Origin of the sequence: Mesorhizobium sp. dw_380 (assembly GCF_018588885.1) — a bacterium.
Taxonomy (GTDB): domain Bacteria; phylum Pseudomonadota; class Alphaproteobacteria; order Rhizobiales; family Rhizobiaceae; genus Mesorhizobium.
Window position 1 is genome coordinate 44,614 of sequence record NZ_JAFFIW010000009.1, and the last position, 21,231, is coordinate 65,844.

20 protein-coding genes are annotated in these 21,231 nt (G+C 61.7%); 13 read left to right on the forward strand and 7 right to left on the reverse strand.

Translation table 11 applies throughout. The annotated features are described in order from the left end of the window. Positions 1-275 precede the first annotated feature (275 nt). Both JT360_RS11505 and JT360_RS11510 read left to right on the forward strand, forming a co-directional pair. Positions 276-1,481 (forward strand): NAD-dependent formate dehydrogenase, encoded by a 1,206-nt coding sequence (locus JT360_RS11505; RefSeq protein ID WP_214471741.1) that lies wholly within the window; start codon positions 276-278, stop codon positions 1,479-1,481. A 146-nt stretch (positions 1,482-1,627) separates the two neighbouring features. Further along, a complete protein-coding gene (locus JT360_RS11510) occupies positions 1,628-1,978 on the forward strand; it encodes a cupin domain-containing protein (protein ID WP_214471742.1) in 351 nt (116 codons plus the stop codon). A 55-nt stretch (positions 1,979-2,033) separates the two neighbouring features. Here JT360_RS11510 and JT360_RS11515 read toward each other — a convergent pair whose 3' ends face one another. Then, a complete protein-coding gene (locus tag JT360_RS11515) occupies positions 2,034-3,284 on the reverse strand; it encodes a cytochrome P450 (protein ID WP_214471743.1) in 1,251 nt (416 codons plus the stop codon). A gap of 104 nt (positions 3,285-3,388) precedes the next feature. Between JT360_RS11515 and JT360_RS11520 the strand changes: the two genes are divergently transcribed. Continuing rightward, on the forward strand, positions 3,389-4,492 hold the full coding sequence (locus tag JT360_RS11520) for an NAD(P)/FAD-dependent oxidoreductase (RefSeq protein ID WP_214471744.1): 1,104 nt from the start codon (positions 3,389-3,391) through the stop codon (positions 4,490-4,492). 12 nt (positions 4,493-4,504) lie between these two features. Here JT360_RS11520 and JT360_RS11525 read toward each other — a convergent pair whose 3' ends face one another. Continuing rightward, a complete protein-coding gene (locus JT360_RS11525; protein WP_214471745.1) occupies positions 4,505-5,095 on the reverse strand; it encodes a hypothetical protein in 591 nt (196 codons plus the stop codon). 340 nt (positions 5,096-5,435) lie between these two features. Here JT360_RS11525 and clpP point away from each other — a divergent pair, with 340 nt between their 5' ends. The 4 genes from clpP to JT360_RS11545 all read left to right on the forward strand — a co-directional run bounded on the left by clpP (position 5,436) and on the right by JT360_RS11545 (position 10,892). Continuing rightward, positions 5,436-6,065, forward strand: coding sequence for an ATP-dependent Clp endopeptidase proteolytic subunit ClpP (gene clpP / locus JT360_RS11530; protein ID WP_214471746.1), 630 nt, complete (start codon positions 5,436-5,438; stop codon positions 6,063-6,065). Between the two features lie 295 nt (positions 6,066-6,360). Beyond that, the gene (gene clpX, locus JT360_RS11535; RefSeq protein WP_023759839.1) at positions 6,361-7,635 is read left to right on the forward strand and encodes an ATP-dependent Clp protease ATP-binding subunit ClpX; all 1,275 of its coding nucleotides are present in this window, start codon (positions 6,361-6,363) and stop codon (positions 7,633-7,635) included. A gap of 273 nt (positions 7,636-7,908) precedes the next feature. Further along, the gene (lon, locus tag JT360_RS11540; RefSeq protein ID WP_214471747.1) at positions 7,909-10,320 is read left to right on the forward strand and encodes an endopeptidase La; all 2,412 of its coding nucleotides are present in this window, start codon (positions 7,909-7,911) and stop codon (positions 10,318-10,320) included. Positions 10,321-10,619: 299 nt separating this feature from the next. Then, on the forward strand, positions 10,620-10,892 hold the full coding sequence (locus JT360_RS11545) for an HU family DNA-binding protein (RefSeq protein WP_023798342.1): 273 nt from the start codon (positions 10,620-10,622) through the stop codon (positions 10,890-10,892). A gap of 77 nt (positions 10,893-10,969) precedes the next feature. Here JT360_RS11545 and JT360_RS11550 read toward each other — a convergent pair whose 3' ends face one another. Further along, positions 10,970-11,992: an aldo/keto reductase gene (locus JT360_RS11550; RefSeq protein ID WP_214471748.1), complete on the reverse strand. Its 1,023-nt coding sequence runs from the start codon at positions 11,990-11,992 to the stop codon at positions 10,970-10,972. Between the two features lie 164 nt (positions 11,993-12,156). Between JT360_RS11550 and JT360_RS11555 the strand changes: the two genes are divergently transcribed. The 3 genes from JT360_RS11555 to JT360_RS11565 all read left to right on the forward strand — a co-directional run bounded on the left by JT360_RS11555 (position 12,157) and on the right by JT360_RS11565 (position 13,929). After that, positions 12,157-12,723 carry an SIS domain-containing protein gene (locus JT360_RS11555; protein WP_214471749.1) on the forward strand — a complete coding sequence of 189 codons (567 nt, stop codon included), beginning with the start codon at positions 12,157-12,159 and terminating at the stop codon, positions 12,721-12,723. 3 nt (positions 12,724-12,726) lie between these two features. Beyond that, positions 12,727-13,470, forward strand: coding sequence for a creatininase family protein (locus tag JT360_RS11560; RefSeq protein ID WP_214471750.1), 744 nt, complete (start codon positions 12,727-12,729; stop codon positions 13,468-13,470). A 117-nt stretch (positions 13,471-13,587) separates the two neighbouring features. Beyond that, entirely contained in the window at positions 13,588-13,929 is a 342-nt protein-coding gene (locus tag JT360_RS11565; RefSeq protein ID WP_214471751.1) for a hypothetical protein, read from the forward strand. Positions 13,930-14,020: 91 nt separating this feature from the next. On the opposite strand, the gene JT360_RS11570 is transcribed toward JT360_RS11565, so the two are convergent. The 3 genes from JT360_RS11570 to JT360_RS11580 form a co-directional block, all read right to left on the reverse strand. Then, on the reverse strand, positions 14,021-14,938 hold the full coding sequence (locus JT360_RS11570) for a carbohydrate ABC transporter permease (protein ID WP_214471752.1): 918 nt from the start codon (positions 14,936-14,938) through the stop codon (positions 14,021-14,023). Positions 14,939-14,944: 6 nt separating this feature from the next. Next, entirely contained in the window at positions 14,945-16,066 is a 1,122-nt protein-coding gene (locus JT360_RS11575) for a carbohydrate ABC transporter permease (protein ID WP_214471753.1), read from the reverse strand. An 89-nt stretch (positions 16,067-16,155) separates the two neighbouring features. Next, positions 16,156-17,820: an ABC transporter substrate-binding protein gene (locus JT360_RS11580; RefSeq protein ID WP_214471754.1), complete on the reverse strand. Its 1,665-nt coding sequence runs from the start codon at positions 17,818-17,820 to the stop codon at positions 16,156-16,158. A gap of 293 nt (positions 17,821-18,113) precedes the next feature. Between JT360_RS11580 and JT360_RS11585 the strand changes: the two genes are divergently transcribed. From JT360_RS11585 to rbsK, 3 genes are read left to right on the forward strand one after another with little or no spacing between them, the layout of a single operon-like run. Then, positions 18,114-19,172 carry an ABC transporter ATP-binding protein gene (locus JT360_RS11585; protein WP_214471755.1) on the forward strand — a complete coding sequence of 353 codons (1,059 nt, stop codon included), beginning with the start codon at positions 18,114-18,116 and terminating at the stop codon, positions 19,170-19,172. A 27-nt stretch (positions 19,173-19,199) separates the two neighbouring features. Further along, the gene (locus tag JT360_RS11590; RefSeq protein WP_214471756.1) at positions 19,200-19,652 is read left to right on the forward strand and encodes an RbsD/FucU family protein; all 453 of its coding nucleotides are present in this window, start codon (positions 19,200-19,202) and stop codon (positions 19,650-19,652) included. A gap of 4 nt (positions 19,653-19,656) precedes the next feature. Beyond that, entirely contained in the window at positions 19,657-20,586 is a 930-nt protein-coding gene (gene rbsK / locus JT360_RS11595; protein WP_214471757.1) for a ribokinase, read from the forward strand. Positions 20,587-20,670: 84 nt separating this feature from the next. Here the strand turns inward: rbsK and JT360_RS11600 are convergent, their stop codons facing one another. Further along, entirely contained in the window at positions 20,671-21,186 is a 516-nt protein-coding gene (locus tag JT360_RS11600; protein WP_214471758.1) for a hypothetical protein, read from the reverse strand. Positions 21,187-21,231 lie beyond the last annotated feature (45 nt).

The window sequence follows — 21,231 nt, forward strand, 5'->3', positions numbered from 1 at the left end:
AAATCAAGCATTTGTTGTCAGCAGACGTGCGCGAGGTCTGAGACAAGGGAAATCGAACGCGGCACCGTTATCTCCCGCTGGCCTTGAAAGCCACGTCCGGCTCCTCCACCTAATACGCAATAAGCGCACAACTTTCCGAATGAGGAAGCGCCGGCAGATGAGTCTGCTCGCCACCAGCAATTCAACAGCGCATCGCGATGCTGACCATCGTTTTGGCCGGCAGCGTTAACAACAGAGCGTTTTCCTCTTCGTTGTCAGACGAAGGGAGATACACAATGGCAAAGGTCGTTTGCGTCCTCTATGACGATCCGGTCGACGGTTATCCGACAAAATATGCGCGGGACGGCCTGCCAAAGCTCGACCGCTATCCCGGCGGCCAGACACTTCCCACGCCGAAGGCCATCAACTTTGAACCGGGGATCCTGCTCGGCAGCGTGTCCGGCGAACTGGGTCTCCGAAAATTTCTCGAAAGCGCGGGCCACAGCCTGGTGGTGACCTCGGACAAAGACGGTCCCGCCAGCATTTTTGAACGCGAACTCGTTGACGCCGAAATCGTGATCTCGCAGCCGTTCTGGCCGGCATATCTGACCGAAGAACGAATAGCCAAGGCAAGCAGACTGAAGCTTGCGATCACCGCCGGCATCGGATCCGATCATGTCGATCTTCAGGCCGCCATGGACCGCGGCATCACGGTCGCCGAGGTGACTTACTGCAATTCGATCAGCGTGTCCGAGCATGTGGTCATGATGATCCTGGGGCTCGTGCGCAACTACATCCCGTCCTACCAGTGGGTCGTGAAAGGCGGCTGGAATATCGCCGACTGCGTCGCACGCTCCTACGATATCGAGGGAATGCAGATCGGAACCGTCGGTGCCGGCCGGATCGGCAGCGCGGTGTTGCGCCGGCTGAAGCCGTTCGACGTCAAGTTGCACTACACCGATCGCCACCGCCTGCCTGAGGCGGTCGAGAAAGAGCTTGGCGTCACCTTCCACAAGGACCCCGCATCCATGGTCGGCGTCTGCGACGTGGTGACGATCAATGCGCCTCTGCATCCGGAGACGGAAAACCTCTTTGACGAGACGATGATCGCCAGGATGAAACGCGGCGCCTATCTGGTGAACACGGCGCGCGGCAAGATCTGCAATCGTGACGCCATCGCCCGCGCGCTGGAGAGTGGCCAACTCGCTGGCTATGCCGGCGACGTCTGGTTCCCGCAGCCGGCTCCCAAGGATCATCCGTGGCGATCGATGCCGCATCACGGCATGACGCCGCACATTTCAGGATCGTCGCTCTCCGCCCAGGCGCGCTACGCCGCCGGCACCCGCGAGATTCTGGAGTGCTGGTTCGAAGGCAGGTCAATCCGCGAGGAGTATCTGATCGTCGACGGCGGCAAGCTCGCCGGCGCCGGCGCGCATTCCTACAGCGCGGGAGACGCCACTCGCGGTTCGGAAGAGGCGGTACGCTTCACGCGGCGAATATGATCTACAACACGACACATCGAAGTGCGTTCCGAACGCCACAGATTGCTAGTCCAGAGCCCCCGGAAATCGATCCGTTTTTCGGGGACATGCGCTTGACGACCCTCTCCACAAAGGGCGAGGGTAAGCCCGCTACAACGGAGCCTTTCATGAGCGCAGCGACTTTCCTTTCCGTCGACGCCAACGGCGTCGACGCCGAGCCTGGCGCGCCGGCGCCGGATCGCCTGATCTCGGGCGATCCGAAATTCCGCACCTGGAATGTCGAGGAGCGGGACGGCGGCCTCTATGCCGGCATCTGGGAATCTTCTCCCGGCAAGTGGCGCACCGTCTATGATGAATGGGAATTCTGCCACATCCTGTCCGGCGTCTCGGTGATCACGGAGGACGGTGGCGAGGCGCGCACGGTCAAAGCAGGCGACAGTTTCGTGCTGAGACCGGGCTTCAAGGGAAGCTGGGAAGTGCTTGAAACGACCCGCAAGGAGTATGTGATCAAACTCTGATCACTTCGCCGCGCGCACCCTTATGAAAACAGTCTCATCGCAGGCTCGCGATCGTTCAGAAGCCGACGGCGAGCCTTTCCAGCCCATGGAAGTGGTAAGTGTCGCGGAAGCGTGGCTCCTCCGCAAGATGAAGTTGCGGCTGCCGTTCGAACAAAGTCTTCAGCGACACCTGCAATTCGAGCCGGGCCAGCGGCGCGCCGATACAGAAATGAATGCCGGCGCCGAAGGACACGTTCTTCTGGTCAGTCCGGTCCGGCCGGAAAGCTTGTGGTTCGGCAAAGGCGCGCGGATCATGATTGGCCATGCCGAGCAGCAACCCGATCGTCTGACCCGGCTGCACGACGATGCCGGGCGCAATCTCGATCTCCTGATAGGCGTAGCGGGTGAACATGTGAAGCGGTGCGTCGAAGCGCAGGCATTCCTCGACCGTTGCCGCCGTCGCCTCCGGTGAGGTGAAGAAGCGGCGCGGATCGCCGCCTTGCGCCAGGATCGAGCGCACCGCATTGCCGGTCTGGTGCACGGTCGCTTCATGGCCGGCATTGAGCAGCAGGATGGCCGAGGACACCATTTCGTCCTCCGACAGCCTCTCACCGCCCTCCTGTGCCGAAATCAGCAGCGACAGCAGGTCGTCGCCGGGGTTCTTGCGCCGCTCGGTGACGTAGCCGCGCAGGAAATCGGCAAATTCGCCCGCGGCGCGGTTGGCCGTCTCCTCGGTTTCGCGGGTGCGGCCATGGATATACATGGCGACCATCTGATGCGACCAGTCGAGCAGTTGCGGCCCCATCTCGACCGGCACGCCGAGCATTTCGGCAATGATGGTGATCGGCAGGGGAGAGGCGAAGGCGGGCAAAAGGTCAACGGGTCCATTCGCCTCAAAACGGTCGATCAGCTCGTTGGCGAGCGCTTCGACACGTGGCCGCAGCCGTTCGACCTGGCGTGAGACGAAGGCGCGGTTGACCAGCGTCCTCAACCGCGTGTGCACCGGTGGCTCGAGCTCCAGCATGGAATTGGCTTCGATGCCGTCGAACGCCTTGAGATGGCTTCGATCCTCGCCCATGCCGCGACTGTCGGGAATGCCGGCTGGGTTCTGGCGGCCGAAGCGGCGGTCGCGCAGCAACCGGTTGACGACATCGAAGCCGCCAAAGCACCAGAAGCCGAATTCCTCCCAGAAGAAGGCATTCGATACGCTGTGCAGGAATGCATAGGCCTCGTAGGGGTTCAGGAAGAAAGCCGGCTCGTGCGGGTCGAGCCTCAGCTGGCGAGTGGCTGGATCAAGGGTGAGATAAGGGAGCGTCAAATTGGTCATGTCTGACCCATAGCGCGGCTTGCCAGCCTTATTCCAGACCGTATGTTGGCGCGCGGCGGCCCATGAATTGAGCCAGCCAATGCGGCTGCGGAAGGTCTGAACGGATGAATGTGATCGTCGTCGGCGCGGGTATTGCCGGTCTCTCCACGGCGTGGTCGCTGGTCAAGGCGGGTCACCGCGTTTCTATCGTCGAGCAGGGACCTATCCCCAATCCGCTGGCCGCGTCAGGCGACCATCACCGCATCATCCGCCGCGCCTATCGCGCCGGAACCGGTTACGGCAAGCTGATCACCGAAGCCTATCAGGCTTGGGACGAGATGTGGGCCGATCTCGGCGAGAGCCACCTCGACTCGCGTGGATTTGTCTGCATCTCGCGCGAGCCTGGCGACGAGGCCGAGGAATACCGCGAGGGCCTGGAAGAGGGGAATTTTCCTTTCGAATTGCTCGATCCGGACGCAGCCGTGAAACGCTGGCCATTTCTTGAAGCTGGCTCGTTCCGCTATGCCTATTTTTCGACCGAGGGCGGCGCGCTGCATTGCCGCAAGATCGCCTCCGGGCTGGCCAAGTGGCTGCGCGCCAATGGCGCCAATGTCTACGAACACAGCAAAGTGACGGAAGTCGATGCCGAGACGGGCCATATCGTGCTCGAAAGTGGTGAGGCGATGCAGGCCGACCGCATTGTCGTCACCGCCGGCGCCTGGGTTCTGAAACTGTTTCCGGAACTGGGCGGCGAGCTGAAGACATATCGAACCGCTCTTGCCTATGTCGAGCCGCCGGCTGATTTGAAGGCGGCGTGGGATGCGTCGCCTGTCGTCCTGGATATCGGCGGCGCCGTCGACGGCTATGTGATCCCGCCTTCCGGCGGTGCCGGCATGAAATTCGGCTCGGGCCTGCACAGGGTACCAACCAGCGACGCCGACTGGAACCGTGACCCGGTGCCGGGCGAAGGCGAGGCGATCCGCAACCTGTTTTCACCGCCGATTGCCCGGATCGAGGAGTACAGGGTGACCGAGGTCGTCACGTGTGCCTACACCTTCACCGCCGACGAGAAATTCATGGCGCATGAAAAGGGAAAATGCCTTGTTGTCTCGGCCTGCTCCGGCCATGGCTACAAGTTCGGCGCGGCGGTCGGCAGGCGTGTTGCGGCCGCAATCGGCGATGGCGACGTGGCCGGCCTGAAGCGATGGTTGCGGGCCGAGGTGGCTTGAATGCCACTTAAATTAGTCCTGGCAGTGCCTGGGAATATGCACCCGCCGCCAGCCGGATGAACCTTCGTGGACCAGCACGCGCCGGGCGACGGTCTGGTATGACGCGGGTACATCGATGATGCGCCTTTGCTCCGACTGCACCAGCACTTCCTCGGCGATCTGGTCGTATTGCGCCGGGATGACGACACGGCGCGTGCGCTCCGGCTGGATCACCACCGTGTCGGCGACGCGTTCATAGCGCGCCTTGTGCCAGACCTTGCACAGCACCTTGCGGCCATGGATGACGCGCCATTCCCAGGAATAGCCGCCGTCATCGACCTGGACCGTATGGTAGACGGTGCGGGTGATGGCCGGCACGATCTCGTAGGTCACCTGCGCCGGAACCGTCAACACCACGCGTTCGCGCGTGCCATAGATGGGCGGTGTGTAGTCGACCTGCTGGCCGGGCGGGCTGGCCATCACGTCCTCATAGACCGTGTCGTAGACATCAGCCGTGCGGACCGGCTCATAGCATTCGACGGCGCGGCCGCCGGCCGCCGTTTGCGAAATCGTTCCAAGCACGGCCAGCCCGGCAATGGTGAAGCATGCGGTTTTCCCGGACATGACACTCCCCCTGTTGAACCGCAAACACAAGTTCAACGTTGGATTGTAGGGGAAGCGGATGCGGAGAAAAGCGGTTTCGGCGCATTTCGTTAAGTGACGCGGTTAAGAAAATGCTACGCTGCGGGATCGGGCCGTTCCGCTTCAGGCTGGCGGGATTGCTGGGCTGCTGCGAATCCTGGCCATAAAGCTTGATTCGACTTACCCAGATGGCTAGGACGGGGCAGCCTTGCACAAGGATGAGCCGGCATCCTATCTACACAATAACGATCCAGAACCGATTCTGCCCTAATCTGCCAGCATTCCCGGCGCCGGAATCCCACCGCGAGATAAGAGATACCTAATGAAGAACCCCGTCGAAACCTACATGAACCTCGTTCCGATGGTGGTCGAACAGACCAATCGCGGCGAGCGGGCCTACGACATTTTCTCGCGCCTCCTCAAGGAGCGCATCATTTTCATCACCGGTCCGGTCGAGGACGGCATGGCGACGCTGGTCTGCGCGCAGCTTCTGTTCCTCGAAGCCGAGAACCCGAAGAAGGAAATCAACCTCTACATCAATTCGCCGGGTGGTGTCGTCACCTCCGGCATGGCGATCTACGACACCATGCAGTTCATCAAGCCGGCCGTCTCGACGCTCTGCATCGGTCAGGCGGCTTCGATGGGCTCGCTGCTGCTGACCGCCGGCCATAAGGACATGCGCTTCGCCACGCCGAATGCTCGCATCATGGTTCACCAGCCTTCCGGTGGCTTCCAGGGCCAGGCGTCCGACATCGAGCGCCACGCCCAGGACATCATCAAGCTGAAGCGTCGCCTCAACGAGGTCTACGTCAAGCACACCGGCAAGAGCTACGAAGAGATCGAGAAGACGCTCGACCGCGACCATTTCATGACAGCCGACGAAGCCAGGGATTTCGGCCTCATCGACAAGGTCATTTCGTCGCGCGAGGCGGCTGAAGTAGCTGCGGCATAAGGGCTTGTTGGCAGTTGGATGGCGCCATCACGCGCTTTTGGCGCGTCTTGCGGCATTTCGGCCACAATTGGCTGTTCCCTCGAGGGTCGAGATTGCCTACGTTAAGGCTATGTTGATTTTCGACGGCTTAGCTTTGCGTGGGGAAGCTGCGAATCATTGCCACGTTTTCTGATTTGTGTTTCGTACGGAATACGTTGCGGGAGCCGGAAGACTGGCGGCGGCGGATTCCCGCGATAAATAGAGTATGCGCCCTTTCAGCCAGACCATCGGCGGGCGGCCATGAAAGGACATGAAAATGAGCAAGGTCGGCAACAACAGCGGTGATTCCAAGAACACGCTTTATTGCTCGTTTTGCGGCAAGAGCCAGCACGAGGTGCGCAAGCTGATTGCCGGCCCAACGGTCTTCATCTGCGACGAATGCGTCGAGCTGTGCATGGACATCATCCGCGAGGAGAACAAGACCTCGATGGTGAAGTCGCGCGAGGGCGTGCCGACCCCGCAGGAGATCCTCAAGGTTCTCGACGACTACGTCATCGGCCAGCCCTATGCCAAGCGCGTGCTGTCGGTCGCGGTCCACAACCACTACAAGCGCCTCGCGCATGCCGGCAAGAACAACGATGTCGAACTGGCCAAGTCCAATATCCTTTTGATCGGCCCGACCGGTTGCGGCAAGACGCTGCTGGCGCAGACGCTCGCCCGCATTATCGACGTGCCCTTCACCATGGCGGATGCCACGACGCTGACCGAAGCCGGCTATGTCGGCGAGGATGTCGAGAACATCATCCTGAAGCTGTTGCAGTCGGCCGATTACAATGTCGAGCGCGCCCAGCGCGGCATCGTCTACATCGACGAGATCGACAAGATTTCGCGCAAGTCCGACAACCCCTCGATCACCCGCGACGTGTCGGGTGAGGGCGTGCAGCAGGCGCTTTTGAAGATCATGGAAGGCACGGTCGCCTCCGTGCCCCCGCAGGGCGGCAGGAAGCATCCGCAGCAGGAGTTCCTGCAGGTCGACACCGCCAACATCCTGTTCATCTGCGGCGGCGCCTTCGCCGGGCTGGACAAGATCATCTCGGATCGCGGCAGAAAAACCTCGATCGGCTTCGGCGCCATCGTCGCTTCGCCGGAGGATCGCCGCACCGGTGATGTTTTCCGCCTGGTCGAGCCCGAGGATCTGTTGAAATTCGGCCTCATTCCGGAGTTTGTCGGCCGTCTGCCGGTTCTGGCGACGCTGGAGGACCTTGACGAGCCGGCGCTGATCCAGATCCTGACCGAGCCGAAGAACGCGCTGGTCAAGCAGTATCAGCGGCTGTTCGAGATGGAGAATGTCGACCTGACCTTCCACGAGAACGCCCTGTCGGCTATCGCCAAGCGCGCCATCGAGCGCAAGACCGGCGCGCGCGGCCTGCGCTCGATCATGGAAGCGATCCTGCTCGACACCATGTTTGAACTTCCGGCGCTGGAAGGCGTACGCGAAGTGGTGATTTCGGAGGAAGTGGTGACCGGCAGTGCCCGGCCGCTCTACATCTATTCCGAACAGAAGGAAAAGAAGGGCAACGTCAGCGCCTGATATGGCACTTCGCCCTATATTTTTGTGGAACGGCGCCGTTGCGGCGCCGTTTTGCTGTGAGGGGCAGGCGACCTTTGCGATGGATTGGATTGCGGACGATGTTAACTCTTGATCTTTGCCCCGCCTGCATCCACCTAACACGAGAAGGCCGAGGTGCCCGATTTCTGTGCTGTAAAACTCCCGTCACAAACGGTGGTAGGCGGAACGATCCCCGGTCGTTAATATGAGATTCGCGGTTGGCCGATTGGCGGCCGCGACATGAAAGGTTGGACAATGGCCAAAATATCCAAGGCTCCCACCGACGGCGTCTTCGCAGTGCTCCCATTGCGTGACATCGTGGTGTTTCCGCACATGATCGTTCCGCTCTTTGTCGGGCGCGAAAAATCGATCAAGGCGCTGGAAGAGGTGATGGGTCAGGAAAAGCAGATCCTGCTTGCCACCCAGATGAATGCCGCCGATGACGATCCCGAGCCCGATGCCATCTTCGACATCGGCACGCTCGCCAATGTGCTGCAATTGCTGAAGCTGCCCGACGGCACCGTCAAGGTTCTGGTCGAGGGCGCCTCGCGTGCGAAAATCGTCTCCTTCACCGACCGTCCCGACTTCCACGAAGCCCGCGCCACGGCGCTGGTCGAGCCGGAAGAGGAAGAGGTCGAGGTCGAGGCGCTTGCCCGCTCGGTCGTCACCGACTTCGAGAACTACGTCAAGCTGAACAAGAAGATCTCGCCCGAAGTGGTGGGTGCTGCCAGCCAGATCGACGACTATTCCAAGCTCGCCGACACGGTTGCCTCGCATCTCGCCATCAAGATCCCTGAAAAGCAGGAGATGCTGGCCACGCTCTCGGTCAAGGAGCGGCTGGAAAAGGCGATGGGCTTCATGGAAGCCGAAATCTCCGTCCTGCAGGTGGAGAAGCGCATCCGCTCGCGCGTCAAGCGCCAGATGGAGAAGACGCAGCGCGAATACTACCTCAACGAGCAGATGAAGGCGATCCAGAAGGAGCTCGGCGAAGGCGAGGACGGCCGCGACGAGGCCGCCGAGATCGAGGCGCGCATCAAGAAGACCAAGCTCTCCAAGGAGGCCCGCGAAAAGGCGGAAGCCGAGTTGAAGAAGCTGCGGACGATGTCGCCGATGTCGGCTGAATCGACCGTCGTGCGCAACTATCTCGATTGGCTGCTGTCGATCCCGTGGGGCAAGAACTCCAAGGTCAAGCAGGATCTGGCCTACGCGCAGAACGTGCTCGACACCGATCACTTCGGCCTCGACAAGGTCAAAGACCGCATCGTCGAGTACCTGGCCGTGCAAAGCCGTCAGAAGAAGCTGAAGGGGCCGATACTGTGCCTCGTCGGCCCTCCCGGCGTCGGCAAGACCTCGCTCGGCAAGTCGATCGCCAAGGCGACCGGCCGCGAATTCATCCGCATGGCGCTTGGCGGCGTGCGTGACGAAGCCGAGATCCGTGGCCATCGGCGCACCTATATCGGCTCGATGCCCGGCAAGGTCATCCAGTCGATGAAGAAGGCGAAGAAATCCAATCCGCTCTTCCTGCTCGACGAGATCGACAAGATGGGCCAGGACTTCCGCGGCGATCCGTCGTCGGCGCTGCTCGAGGTGCTCGATCCCGAACAGAACTCGACGTTCATGGACCATTACCTCGAGGTCGAATACGACCTGTCGAGCGTGATGTTCGTGACGACGGCGAACACGCTGAACATCCCGGCGCCCTTGATGGACCGCATGGAGATCATCCGTATCGCCGGCTACACCGAGGACGAGAAGATCGAGATCGCCAAGCGGCACCTGATGCCCAAGGTGGTGCGCGATCACGCCCTGCAGCCGAAGGAGTTCTCCGTCGGCGAGGATGCGATCCGCGCCATCATCCAGACCTACACCCGTGAAGCGGGCGTCAGGAGCCTGGAGCGCGAGCTGATGAAGCTCGGGCGCAAGGCGGTGACCGAGATCCTGAAGACGAAGAAGAAGACGGTGAACATCACGGCGGCGAACCTCGCCGACTACCTGGGCGTTCCGCGCTTCCGCTTCGGCCAGGTCGAGGCCGACGATCAGGTCGGTGTCGTCACCGGACTTGCCTGGACGGAAGTCGGCGGCGAGCTGCTGACGGTCGAAGGCGTCATGATGCCCGGCAAGGGTCGCATGACGGTGACCGGCAATCTGCGCGACGTGATGAAGGAATCGATCTCGGCGGCGGCCTCCTATGTCCGCTCGCGTGCTATCGATTTCGGCATCGAGCCGCCGCTGTTCGACAAGCGCGACATCCACGTCCACGTGCCGGAGGGCGCCACGCCTAAGGACGGACCATCGGCAGGTGTGGCGATGGCGACCGCGATCATCTCGGTGCTGACCGGCATTCCGATCAAGGCCGATGTCGCCATGACCGGCGAGATCACGCTGCGCGGCAGGGTGCTGCCGATCGGCGGCCTCAAGGAAAAGCTGCTTGCCGCGTTGCGCGGCGGCATCAAGAAGGTGCTGATCCCGGAAGACAACGCCAAGGATCTGGCGGAGATACCGGACAACGTGAAAAACGGCATGGAAATCATTCCGGTCTCGCGTGTCGGTGAGGTGTTGCGCCACGCATTGGTGCGTATGCCGGAGCCGATCGAGTGGGTCGAACCGGTCAGTACGCCGGCCGCGACCGACGCTGTCGACGATGCCGGAAAGTCGCTGGCGCATTAGAGCGCCGCGCGTCCACTTGGACGCGCAAAGGACGCTCTAACGCTCTAGACTTGCGCATGGTCCTTTCCGAAAACCGACTGCGGTTTTCGGGGCCATGCGTTAGCATTCGCTAAAGTTGCAACGCACAAACAGAAAGCCGGGCCTCGCGCCCGGCTTTTTCATGTTAAAAACCCCGGATTTCCGGGCTTTTTTCCACTTTTCTTGGGCATTGCGACTTGGTTGCGGCAACGCTTCTTTCTAAAGTCCGTCTCCTGCCGGATGAGTCGTAAGTTCCGGTGTTCTCATGGAAGGGAATTTTTATGAACAAGAACGAACTGGTGTCCGCTGTCGCCGACGCCGCGAGCATTTCGAAGGGTGACGCGCAGTCGGCGGTCGATGCGGTGTTTTCCGTCATCACCGGCGAACTGAAGAAGGGCGGCGATGTCCGGCTTGTCGGCTTTGGCAATTTCACCGTGTCAAAGCGTGCGGCTTCGACCGGCCGCAACCCGCAGACCGGCGCCGAAGTCCAGATCCCGGCACGCACCGTGCCGAAGTTCTCGGCCGGCAAGGGCCTCAAGGACGCAGTCAACTAAGCGCGTTTTTTCTTTTTCAGAGACCAGAAAAGCCGGGCCCGCCCGGCTTTTCTTTTTTCGGACCCAACGCCGGGACATTACGTCGTCGGCGCATCCGCGCGCATCAGGCCTTCCTTCTTGAGGTCGGCCCAAAGCGCTGCTGGCAGTTTCGCATCGAGCAGCGCCCGGTTGCTTTCGACTTCGCTCGGCCGCTGGCCGCCGGGGATCACCGACACGACCGACGGATGCAGCAGTGGAAATTGCAGCGCCGCCTCGATCAACCTGATGCCATGGCGCTTGCAGACAGCCTCGATGCCGGTGACGCGCTCGATGATGTCCTTGGGCGCTTCCGAATAATTGTAGTAGGCGCCGGGCTTCGGTCCTGTCGCCAGGATGCCGGAATTGTAGGGGCCGCCGAGAACGATGCCGATGCCACGCTTCTGGCAGAGCGGCAGGAAGGATGTCAGCGCCTCCTGTTCCAGCAGCGTGTAGCGCCCGGCAAGCAGGAACAGGTCGAAGTCGCCGCGCTCGGCCAGCGTCTGGGCAACCTGCCATTCATTGATGCCGCCGCCGAAAGCCTTGATCGCACCCTGGTCGCGCAGCGACAGCAGCCCGTAATAGCCCGAGCGCATGAACTCATCGATGCGCTGGTCGGACGCCTCCTTGCTGCCATGGGTGAAGATGTCGACATCGTGCACGAACAGGATGTCGATCCGGTCGACGCCGAGGCGCTCGAGCGAGGCTTCGAACGAGCGCATCACGCCGTCATAGCTGTAGTCATAGACCTCGCGCCGCGACGGCGTGTCGAAGAACTTGCCGATGCCGGTGCGCTCCTCCGGCGGGCAGGCGCGCATGATGCGGCCGACCTTGCTCGACAGCACATAGTCGTCGCGCTTCTTCGAGCGCAGGAATGGGTTGAGCCGTGTTTCCGACAGGCCAAGCCCGTAGAGCGGGGCGGTGTCGTAGTATCGGCAGCCGGTCGCCCAGGCGGCGTCGAGCGTCGCATTGGCATCCTCGTCCGAGACCGCGCGATAGAGATTGCCGAGCGGCGCCGTGCCGAAGCCGAGCTCCGTAAAAGTGATGCCGCCATTGCCGATGCGGTCGAAATGCCGTGTCTTCATGTCCTGCAGTTTTCCCGGATTGATTTGCTGCCATGACACTACCACGCCCGTGGCCCGGAAAAAGCACTGGTGGGCCTTGGACCGGCATTTTCGCGGTTGCCAGCATGGGCGAAATCAATTTGTTCGTGATAGAATCCCAGGATGATTTCGAGGGCGGGTTTGCTGTGAGCGACCGGAACGAAAGCCTGTTCAAGACCGCGCTCGACGAACTCGGCGGCGTGCTGGCGCGTGTGGATGAAGGCCGCATCGACGCCGCCTGCAAGCTGCTGGCCGATGCCGGGCGGATCGTCGTCTATGGATGCGGCCGCGAGGCGTTGCAGGTCAAAGGCTTCGCCATGCGGCTCTATCATCTCGGCTTGCCGGTCTCGGTGGTCGGCGACATGACCACCCCGCCGCTGGGGCCAGGCGACGTCTTCCTGGCCAGTTCCGGACCGGGAGAAACCTCGACGGTGCTCACCTTGATGCGCGTCGCGCGCGATGCCGGCGCGACCAACCTGCTGTTGACCGCCCAGGCCGGCGGCAGCGCGGCGGGGCTGGCCGACACCACGCTGCTCATCCCGGCCCAGACCATGGCCGATGACCAGGGACCGCAGAAAACTTCGGTGCTGCCGATGGGCTCAGTGTTCGAAGGGGCGCTGTTCCTGCTGTTCGAGATAATGGTGCTGAAGCTCAAATCCCTGACCGGTGCGTCGCCTGAAGCCATGCGCGCCCGCCACACCAACATGGAATAGATCATGCGCTATGAACTGATGCTGCCGCACCAGATCCGCACCGCGATCGCCGAGAATTGGCCGGTCGCGCTGCCGCTCGGCGTGCTCGAATACCATGGCGAGCACATGGCGGTCGGCATGGACACGCTGGCCGTCATCAAGACGCTGGAGCTGTTCGAGAAGGAGAGGGAGATCGTCATTCTGCCGCCCTTCTACTACGGTGCCGCGAGCTATGCGGTGGCGCCGCCGGAAGGTACTGGCTCGGTGCAGGTCGGCGGCAATCAGCTGGCGCCCTTCGCGGAGGAGCTGTTCTACAGCCTGCTGCGCATCGGCTTCCGCAACATCCACGCCATCATCCATCACCAGACCGAGAATTTCGCCGCCGGCATGCCGACCGATCTCGCTTTCAAGACCGCCGGCCGTCAGGCGATCTTCCGCTTCCTCGAGAAGCAGCGCGGCGAGGGCTGGTGGGGTTCCCCAGCGATGGCCGACTACTATGCCGGACATGCCAAGGGTGAAAACTTCTTCAACTGGGTGCAGGTGCATCCGCTGATGCCGGCCGCCATGAACGGCAAATACCCGTTCGACCATGCCGGCATCGGCGAGACTTCGCTGATGCTGGCGCTATGTCCGGAAGCGGTGGATGCCGCCCATTTTGTAGACAATGCCGGCTGGTATACGGCAAGCGCGCCGGACGCCTCCGCCGAGCTCGGGCAGAAGGGCGTCGCCATGATCCTCGATCACCTGCGTGCGACGCTTTTGCGCTAGCCGGTACCCTTCGAACGGCAGGAAGCCCCTCCGTCTATATATTAGCAAGTTCGAATAATGTATATTGGTTCCAACTAAGCTTGGAGCCGCTCTGTGCACGCGGTCGGAAAACGACGCATGACAAGCGTGGCAGGCGTGATCGCCACGGCTGCAGCACTTCAAAACGTTTCTGCGTTTGCGCACAGTACCGACAGCGGCTGGACTTATCCGCCAGCCTGCTGTCATGGCGATCTAGTGGCAGGCGAATGCGGTAGAATTCCCAGCATCACCGTTACACCACAGGCCGATGGCTATGTGATCATCTTGCGGCCGGGAGACCATCGGAAGGTCACTCACCAAAACCGCTATTTTGTTCCTTACGACAGTGTCATTCCGTCAGGAGACGACAACTTCCACATCTGCCTGCATCCGACACAGGAGCACGAAAACTGCTTCTTCGCGCCGTCGGAGGCGATGTAGGTGAAAACCCGCGGCATGCTTGCCCTACCGCGCTCGGCCCCTATACCCGGCGATCAACAGCCGATCAGGGCGCCGACCGGCATCGCCATGCCTACTTCACCGCTCCGGCCGTCATGCCCATGATCAGATAGCGTTCCAGCGCGATGCCGATGACCGCCAGCGGCGCGATGGCCGCAGTGGCAAGCGCTGCCATCGACCACCAGTTTATGCCTTGCGAGCCGGTCTGGCTCGCCACCATGACGGGAATTGTCTTGGCATCGGTCGAGGTCAAAAGGGCCGCGAAAAAATACTCGTTCCAGCACAGCACCATCGCCAGGATGAAGGCGGCGACCATGCCGGGAAGGGCGATCGGCATGACGATGCGGAAGAATGCGCCCCAGATCGACAGGCCATCGACGAGCGCTGCTTCCTCGAGTTCAACGGGGATCGAATTGAACTGGTCACGCATGATCCAGATGACGATCGGCAGCACCATCAGCGTGTAGAGCAGGATCAGCCCGATGCGCGTGTCGAGCAGGCCGACTTCCCGGTAAAGCACCAGGAAGGGCAAAGCGAGCACCACGGGCGGCAGGATCAGTTGCGACAGGAAGAAGAAGGAGATGTCCTCGTTCTTGAACCAGGCGAATCTATAGCGGTAGCGCGTGAGGCCGTAGGCCGCCAAGCTGCCGATGATGATGGCGAGGCTCGACGCGCCGACCGAGGTGATGACCGAATTCGTGAAGCGCTTGAGGAACTCATCGCGCACCGTGGAGGTCTGGAAGATCGAATCCGGCGAGAGGCCGAGCGATCGCCAGCCCTTCCAGTCCGGCTGGAAGTCGACGAAGGGAATCAGGTGACCCTGGGTGACATCTACCGCCGTCTTGAACGAGGTGGTTATCGTCCAATAGATCGGGAACAGGCAGATGAACGCCCAGAAGGCGAGGGCGCCGTAGACGAAGACGCGGCTGGCGACGAAGCTCGCCGGTGAGCGGATCTCCGAGGCGACGTATTCAGTGGTCTGGACGCTCATCTTGTTTCAATTCACATTGCGCACGAAGCGGTTGGCAAATTTCAACAGCCACGTGACGAACACGACGATGATGACCAGATAGGCCATCGCCAGCATGGTGCCGTAGCCGACATTCGAGCGGTCGCGGTATTCGCGGTAGATGAAGCTGGAGACGGAATCGGTGGCGCCGCCCGGGCCTCCGGACGTCACTGTGATGATGATGTCGGCAAGCTTCAGCTTGAAGATGATGCGCAGGATGACGGCGGTCACCGAAACCGGCAGCATCAGCGGGAAGGTGACCTGCCAGAAGGTCTGCCATGCATTGGCGCCATCGACCCGTGCGGCTTCGAGTACCTCGCGCGACATCGCCTGCAGCCCGGCCAGCAGCATGATCATCATGAACGGAATGAAGGTCCAGGCATCGAGCAGCATGATCGCCATGCGTGCAGTGATTGGATCAGAGAAGAAGGCGGGATTTTCCCAGCCGAGATGGCGCGCCAATGTGGCCGCCGGTCCGAACCGGTACTCCATCAGCGATTTGCCGATCATCCACGACACCGCGACCGGCGACAGCATCAAGGGCAAGAGGAAGACAACGCGGAAGAATTTTCGCGCCCGAATCTGCGCGTTGAGCAACAGCGCCAAGCCAAAGGCAATGACATATTCGACCGCCACCGCCAGCACATAGAGCACCATGTTGAGCAGCGCGTTGCGGTAATAGGGGTCGGCCAGCATCTGCCAGAAATTGTCGAGGCCATTGAACCTGCGGCCGCTGAAGGAACTGAGATTCCAGTCGGTCAGCGCGATGTAGAAGCCGAACAGCGTCGGGAAGATCACCATGGCGATTGTGAAGAGCAGCGCCGGCAGCAGGAACAGCGCGCGCTGGCCGTCCTCGCCTCGCGTCAGCACTTGGCCGATGCCGAGCGCCACGCCCCATAGCACATAGGCGTAGACGACGGGACGCCAGGTCTCGAAGCCGATCGTGTCGACCTCGCTCTTGTACAGGATCTCAACCACGATCGTCGCCAGCAGGCCGAGCGTGGCTGCAGCCATCAGCGCCCATCCAAGCCGTTTGCGGGCTGGAGAAATCAGATCGTAGGGGACGGCATCTGCCGGCCACTGGTTCGCGGTCGAAGTCTGGTCTGCCACAAATCTCGCCCGTTTGGGGGCTCCTCACAGAGCCGGAGCCGGAAGGCTGTGGTCCGGCGTTGCCGCCGGACCACGGTTCACAATGCAGCCTACATGCCGAGCGAGGCCTTATAAAGCTTGACCTGCTTGTCGCGGCCGATCTGGTCGGTCAGCTTTTCCCAGGCGGCGGCGATTGCATCGGCGCCTTCCTGGGCCTTCATCTTGCCGGCGAATGTGTTGGCCAGAATGTCCTCGGCGGCGGAATAATATTGGAAGATGCCGGGGATGCGTGGCTCGATCGCCGCGTTCGGATGGTTGTAGCTGTCGCCTTCCGACTTGAGGTACGAGGTGATGAAGGCCTCGTCATATCCGGCCGCCACCCATTCCGGAATGTCGAAATGCGAGTTGCGGTAGGGCTGGAAGCCGGACGGATACATCGCCGTCCAGATCGACAGGTCCTTGCCGCCGAGATGGGCTGCGGCCGACCATGCCGCCTTCTTCTTCTTTTCGTCGCTGTCGACTCGGGCCATGACATAGACGCCCCAACCGAGATAGGCGCAGTTCGGCGAATAGTTCGGGCCGCTGGCGAGCTTTTCCCACTTGCCGGTCTTGGAATTATAGACATCGTCTGAACCCGGCAGGATCGAGAAGCCGGTGACGTCGCCGACCACCGAGGTGTCGTTGGTCTTGACATTGGAGCCGACGTCGCCCCACCACGCCACCATCGAACCCGTACCGCCGAGAAACTGGCTGAACGCGGTCTGATTTGGGTCGGCGTTGATTTGATCTTGCGGCTCAGAAGGCAGCGCATCGATCACGTCCTGAATCGCTCGCACCCAGGCCGGATTGTTGACGCGCGGCTTCATCGTGTCGGCGTCGAACAGCCAGGCCTTGTCGTCGGGATGCTTGGCATAGGCGGTGGCGCGGCTGCCGAGGAAATAGAAGCCGAAGCCGCCCCAGGGCTTGGGCGCATCGAGATAGCCGTAGACATCCTGCCCCTTGAACTTCTTGCCCTTGAGGAACTTGGTTACGGCCTGCACCTGCTGCCAGGTCTTCGGCACGCCCCATTCACCTTCGCCGCCGCCATCCTTCCAGGCCTTGGCGAGATCGGCATCGGCGAACACGTCGGTGCGGTAGTTGAAATTGTGCGTGTCGCCGTCCACGGTCACGCGATACTGCTTGCCGTTCCATGTGCCGACCGGAGGCTTCAGATAGGCCACGAGGTCGTCCATATCGATCTGCTTCTTGACCCAGTCCGGCATCTCCGAGGTCAGGCCCTTGCCGCAGACATCGCCTTCGAAGGGCGCACCCATCTCTACGATATCAAAATCGATTGTATTGGTGGCAATCGCTTGCTGCAGGCGCGGATTGTAGTCGGCCTGCGCCAGGTCGATCCAGTTGATCTTGGCGCCGGTATAGGCCTCCCACGGCTTCAGGAAACCGCGGAACAGCACATTGTGCAGGTTCTGATTGTTGAGGCCCATGAAGGTCAGCTCAACGCCGGCAAATTCGCCTTGCTTGACATTGGCCTTGGTCGCGTCGAGGCAGAGCTCGCCCACCTTCTGGAAATCGGAGTCGGTCGGCTGGCCTTTGCCAACGCCGGGAATCTGCAGGATCTTGGAACGAAGTTCGCTTGCCGCGGAGGCAGGACGCGTCAGGGCGCCGAGCCCTGCGCCGGATGCCGCCGCGATCGCGGCCATGCTGGCCGCGCCCTTCAATATGTCGCGCCTTGTAGCGCCGGCACGGATCAGTTTTTCGTAAAGATCGACTCTCATGTACTATTCCTCCCAGAACAACAGCCGTGATTGAAATGCCAACTTCTTTCGGACGCCGGAACGTCGACGGTTCTCCTCGATAAAACAGGGACCTGAGACCCCACCCAGTGTCCGCCTGGAACTCCGTCTTCCGGGTCAAAGGTCCGGCATTCGGAATTGGCGATCATCACTATTCTCGCAACGTGATGGCGTGTCAACGAGAATGGATTTTATCTATAGGAGATCGACTTGCCCTGACAGGTCGCGTTGGTTAGCTTCTGCGCCTACGGCTAATGAAAGCCGATGGGGGAGACATGGCGCAAGTCGCGATCAGCAAGGTGGCCAAGGCGTTTGGAACCGTCAAGGTTCTGCACGAAGTCAGCGTCGATATCGCCGACGGGCAGTTCGTGGTGCTGGTCGGCCCTTCAGGTTGCGGCAAGTCCACGCTGCTCAGGATGGTGGCCGGGCTGGAGACCGTCTCTGGCGGCACGATCGCCATCGGCGACCGCGTGGTCAATCATTTGCCGCCGGCCAAGCGCGACATCGCCATGGTGTTCCAGAACTACGCGCTCTATCCGCACAAGACGGTGGAGCAGAACATGGCCTTTGCCCTCAAGCTGCGGAAAACCGATCCGGCCGTGGTCGCCGAGCGGGTCAAGCGCGCCGCCGACATCCTCGATCTCAACCCCTATCTGAAGCGCTATCCCCGGCAGCTCTCCGGTGGCCAGCGCCAGCGTGTGGCGATGGGGCGCGCCATCGTGCGCAACCCGCAGGTTTTCCTGTTCGACGAGCCGCTCTCCAATCTCGACGCCAAGCTGCGCGTGCAGATGCGCACCGAGATCAAGGAACTGCACCAGCGGCTGAAGACCACCACGATCTACGTCACCCACGACCAGATCGAGGCCATGACGATGGCCGACAAGATCGTGGTGATGCGTGACGGCCGCATCGAGCAGGTCGGGGCGCCGCTGGAGCTGTTTGACCGGCCGGCCAACCTGTTCGTCGCTGGTTTCATCGGCTCGCCTTCGATGAACCTGCTCAAGGGTGTTGTGCGCAAGGGCGACAAGCCGGGCGTCGAGATATCAGGCACACTGTTCCCGCTTGCCCCAGGCAACGCCGCACAGGAGGGGCAGGCGATCGTCTATGGCGTGCGCCCGGAGCATCTCGAAATCCATCCCGATGGCGTGCCGGCGAGGATTTCGGTGGTCGAGCCGACCGGCTCGGAGACCCTGGTCTTCCTGCGCTTCGGCGAGGGCGAGATGGTGGCGCTGTTTCGTGAGCGTCACGACTTCAAGCCCGGCGACACGCTCACGCTCCGGCCAAGGCTCGACCACATCCACCTGTTCGACGCCGAGACCGGCAAGCGTCTCTGATCTCAAACGCACTTCACGAGGACTATCATGCTCAAAGGCATCAATCCGCTGCTCAATGCCGACGTGCTGCAGGCGTTGCGGGCGATGGGGCATGGCGATGACCTGATCATCGCCGACACCAATTTCCCGTCCGATTCGGTGGCGCGCCAGACGGCGCTCGGTCGGCTGCTGCGCATCGATGCGTCGGCGGCGCAAGTCGTCAAGGCGGTGCTCTCGCTCTACCCGCTGGATACGTTCGTCGATGATTCCGCCGCGCGCATGGAGATCGTCGGCAAGCCGGACGAGATTCCGCCCGTGCAGAAAGAAGTGCAAAAGGAGATCGACGCCGCCGAAGGCAAGTCCTGGCCGATGCTGCCGGTCGAGCGTTACGCCTTCTACGAGCGCGCCAAGCAGGCCTATTGCGTCATCCAGACCGGCGAGCGCCGCTTCTATGGCTGCTTCGCCTTCCGCAAGGGCGTCGTCCCGCCGGATGCGGAGTAGCGGCATGGGCTTGGGCAAGCCGATCGTTATCCTCGGTGTCTTCGTCGCCGATACCGCTTACCGCGCCGATCGCCAGCCGAGGCTGGGTGAAACGATCCTCGGCAACTCTTTCAAGCTCGGGCCGGGCGGCAAGGGATCGAACCAGGCGGTGGCCGCCGGCAAGCTCGGCGCTGACATCACCTTCCTGACCCGGCTTGGTGTCGATGCCTTCGCGGATATGGCCAAGCAGACCTGGAAGGATGCCGGCGTGAAAAGCGCCGTCATCGATACGCCGGACAGCTATACGGGCGCCGCCTACATCTTCGTCGAGGAGGGAAGCGGCAACAACGCCATCATCGTCAGTCCCGGTGCGGCCATGCTGATCTCGCCAGCCGATATCGAGGCCAATGCCGATCTGATCCGTGGCGCCGGCGTCTTTGTCACGCAGCTCGAACAGCCGATCGACGCGGCGCTCAGGGCGCTGGAGATCGCACGCGGGGCAGGGGTGACGACCATCCTCAATCCGGCGCCGGCGGCAAAGCTTCCCGAACACATCTACACGCTCTGCGACTATCTCACGCCCAACGAAACCGAGGCGGAGGAATTGACGGGACTGAAAGTCTCCTCGCTTGACGACGCTCGAGCCGCTGCCGGAAAGCTGCTCGAAAAGGGCGTCGGCACGGTCATCGTCACGCTCGGTGACAAGGGCGCGCTGCTGCACGCGAAGGACCGCTCAGAGCATGTTCCCGCCATCAGTGCCGGTCCCGTGGTCGAAACCACCGGCGCGGGGGACGCCTTCAATGGGGGCTTTGCCGCCGCTTTGTCGCGAGGCGTCGAGCCGCTGCAAGCGGTGCGCTTTGCCTGCGCCGTAGCTGGCATCTCCGTGACGCGACACGGCACGGCACCGTCGATGCCGACATTGCCGGAAGTCGAGCTGCTGCTGGCCAAGGGCTGAAACCCATTGCCTAGAGTTTGCCGGGCGCCCGTGACGCCCAGCCTGCTCTAGCCCAGATGGCTCGCGACCAGCGGTGTGAAGAAGCTATTGCCTGACATAGCAGCGCTTTCCTTGACCGGGCGCGGGATCGCCGAATGCATCATTGTCGCATTCGACACCGTTGCGGAACACGTCCTGCGTGAACCGGCCGCGCGCGCCATACCTGACCACCTTGCGGCCATAGAAGTCGCAGAATTCGCCTTCTTCGGCACAGACGGCCCAACTGTCGCGGCGAGGCTGATCGTAATCGTCATTCGACTCGCCCCGGTCGCGCATCACGATGAAGCATGATTTTCCTTGGCCTGGCGCGGGGTCGCCGAACACGCGGTTCGAACAGGGTACCGCGTTTCGCTCAAAATAGCGCGAGGTTGTACGGCCGTTGGCGCCGTAGACGACCTCTGCGGGATACGGAAGGCGGCAGATTCCGCCCTCGCGCGCGCATCGCTGCAGCCGGTCGGCCGACGCGGCGGCGGGGAAAAGGACGGAGGCGGCCGTCGTCGCGCCGCCCAGGCAAATTAGCGTGAATATCGTGCGCAGAGAATTGTTTGGTGCAATTGACATTGTCTCCTCCATGCCGTTCCCGCAACATACTGCAACTTAGTACCT

Coding starts and splice junctions, on each gene's coding strand:
- JT360_RS11505 (WP_214471741.1), top strand. CDS start 276: ATGGCAAAGGTCGTTTGCGTCCTCTATGACGATCCGGTCGACGGTTAT.
- JT360_RS11510 (WP_214471742.1), top strand. CDS start 1,628: ATGAGCGCAGCGACTTTCCTTTCCGTCGACGCCAACGGCGTCGACGCC.
- JT360_RS11515 (WP_214471743.1), bottom strand. CDS start 3,284: ATGACCAATTTGACGCTCCCTTATCTCACCCTTGATCCAGCCACTCGC.
- JT360_RS11520 (WP_214471744.1), top strand. CDS start 3,389: ATGAATGTGATCGTCGTCGGCGCGGGTATTGCCGGTCTCTCCACGGCG.
- JT360_RS11525 (WP_214471745.1), bottom strand. CDS start 5,095: ATGTCCGGGAAAACCGCATGCTTCACCATTGCCGGGCTGGCCGTGCTT.
- clpP (WP_214471746.1), top strand. CDS start 5,436: ATGAAGAACCCCGTCGAAACCTACATGAACCTCGTTCCGATGGTGGTC.
- clpX (WP_023759839.1), top strand. CDS start 6,361: ATGAGCAAGGTCGGCAACAACAGCGGTGATTCCAAGAACACGCTTTAT.
- lon (WP_214471747.1), top strand. CDS start 7,909: ATGGCCAAAATATCCAAGGCTCCCACCGACGGCGTCTTCGCAGTGCTC.
- JT360_RS11545 (WP_023798342.1), top strand. CDS start 10,620: ATGAACAAGAACGAACTGGTGTCCGCTGTCGCCGACGCCGCGAGCATT.
- JT360_RS11550 (WP_214471748.1), bottom strand. CDS start 11,992: ATGAAGACACGGCATTTCGACCGCATCGGCAATGGCGGCATCACTTTT.
- JT360_RS11560 (WP_214471750.1), top strand. CDS start 12,727: ATGCGCTATGAACTGATGCTGCCGCACCAGATCCGCACCGCGATCGCC.
- JT360_RS11565 (WP_214471751.1), top strand. CDS start 13,588: ATGACAAGCGTGGCAGGCGTGATCGCCACGGCTGCAGCACTTCAAAAC.
- JT360_RS11570 (WP_214471752.1), bottom strand. CDS start 14,938: ATGAGCGTCCAGACCACTGAATACGTCGCCTCGGAGATCCGCTCACCG.
- JT360_RS11580 (WP_214471754.1), bottom strand. CDS start 17,820: ATGAGAGTCGATCTTTACGAAAAACTGATCCGTGCCGGCGCTACAAGG.
- JT360_RS11585 (WP_214471755.1), top strand. CDS start 18,114: ATGGCGCAAGTCGCGATCAGCAAGGTGGCCAAGGCGTTTGGAACCGTC.
- JT360_RS11590 (WP_214471756.1), top strand. CDS start 19,200: ATGCTCAAAGGCATCAATCCGCTGCTCAATGCCGACGTGCTGCAGGCG.
- rbsK (WP_214471757.1), top strand. CDS start 19,657: ATGGGCTTGGGCAAGCCGATCGTTATCCTCGGTGTCTTCGTCGCCGAT.
- JT360_RS11600 (WP_214471758.1), bottom strand. CDS start 21,186: ATGTCAATTGCACCAAACAATTCTCTGCGCACGATATTCACGCTAATT.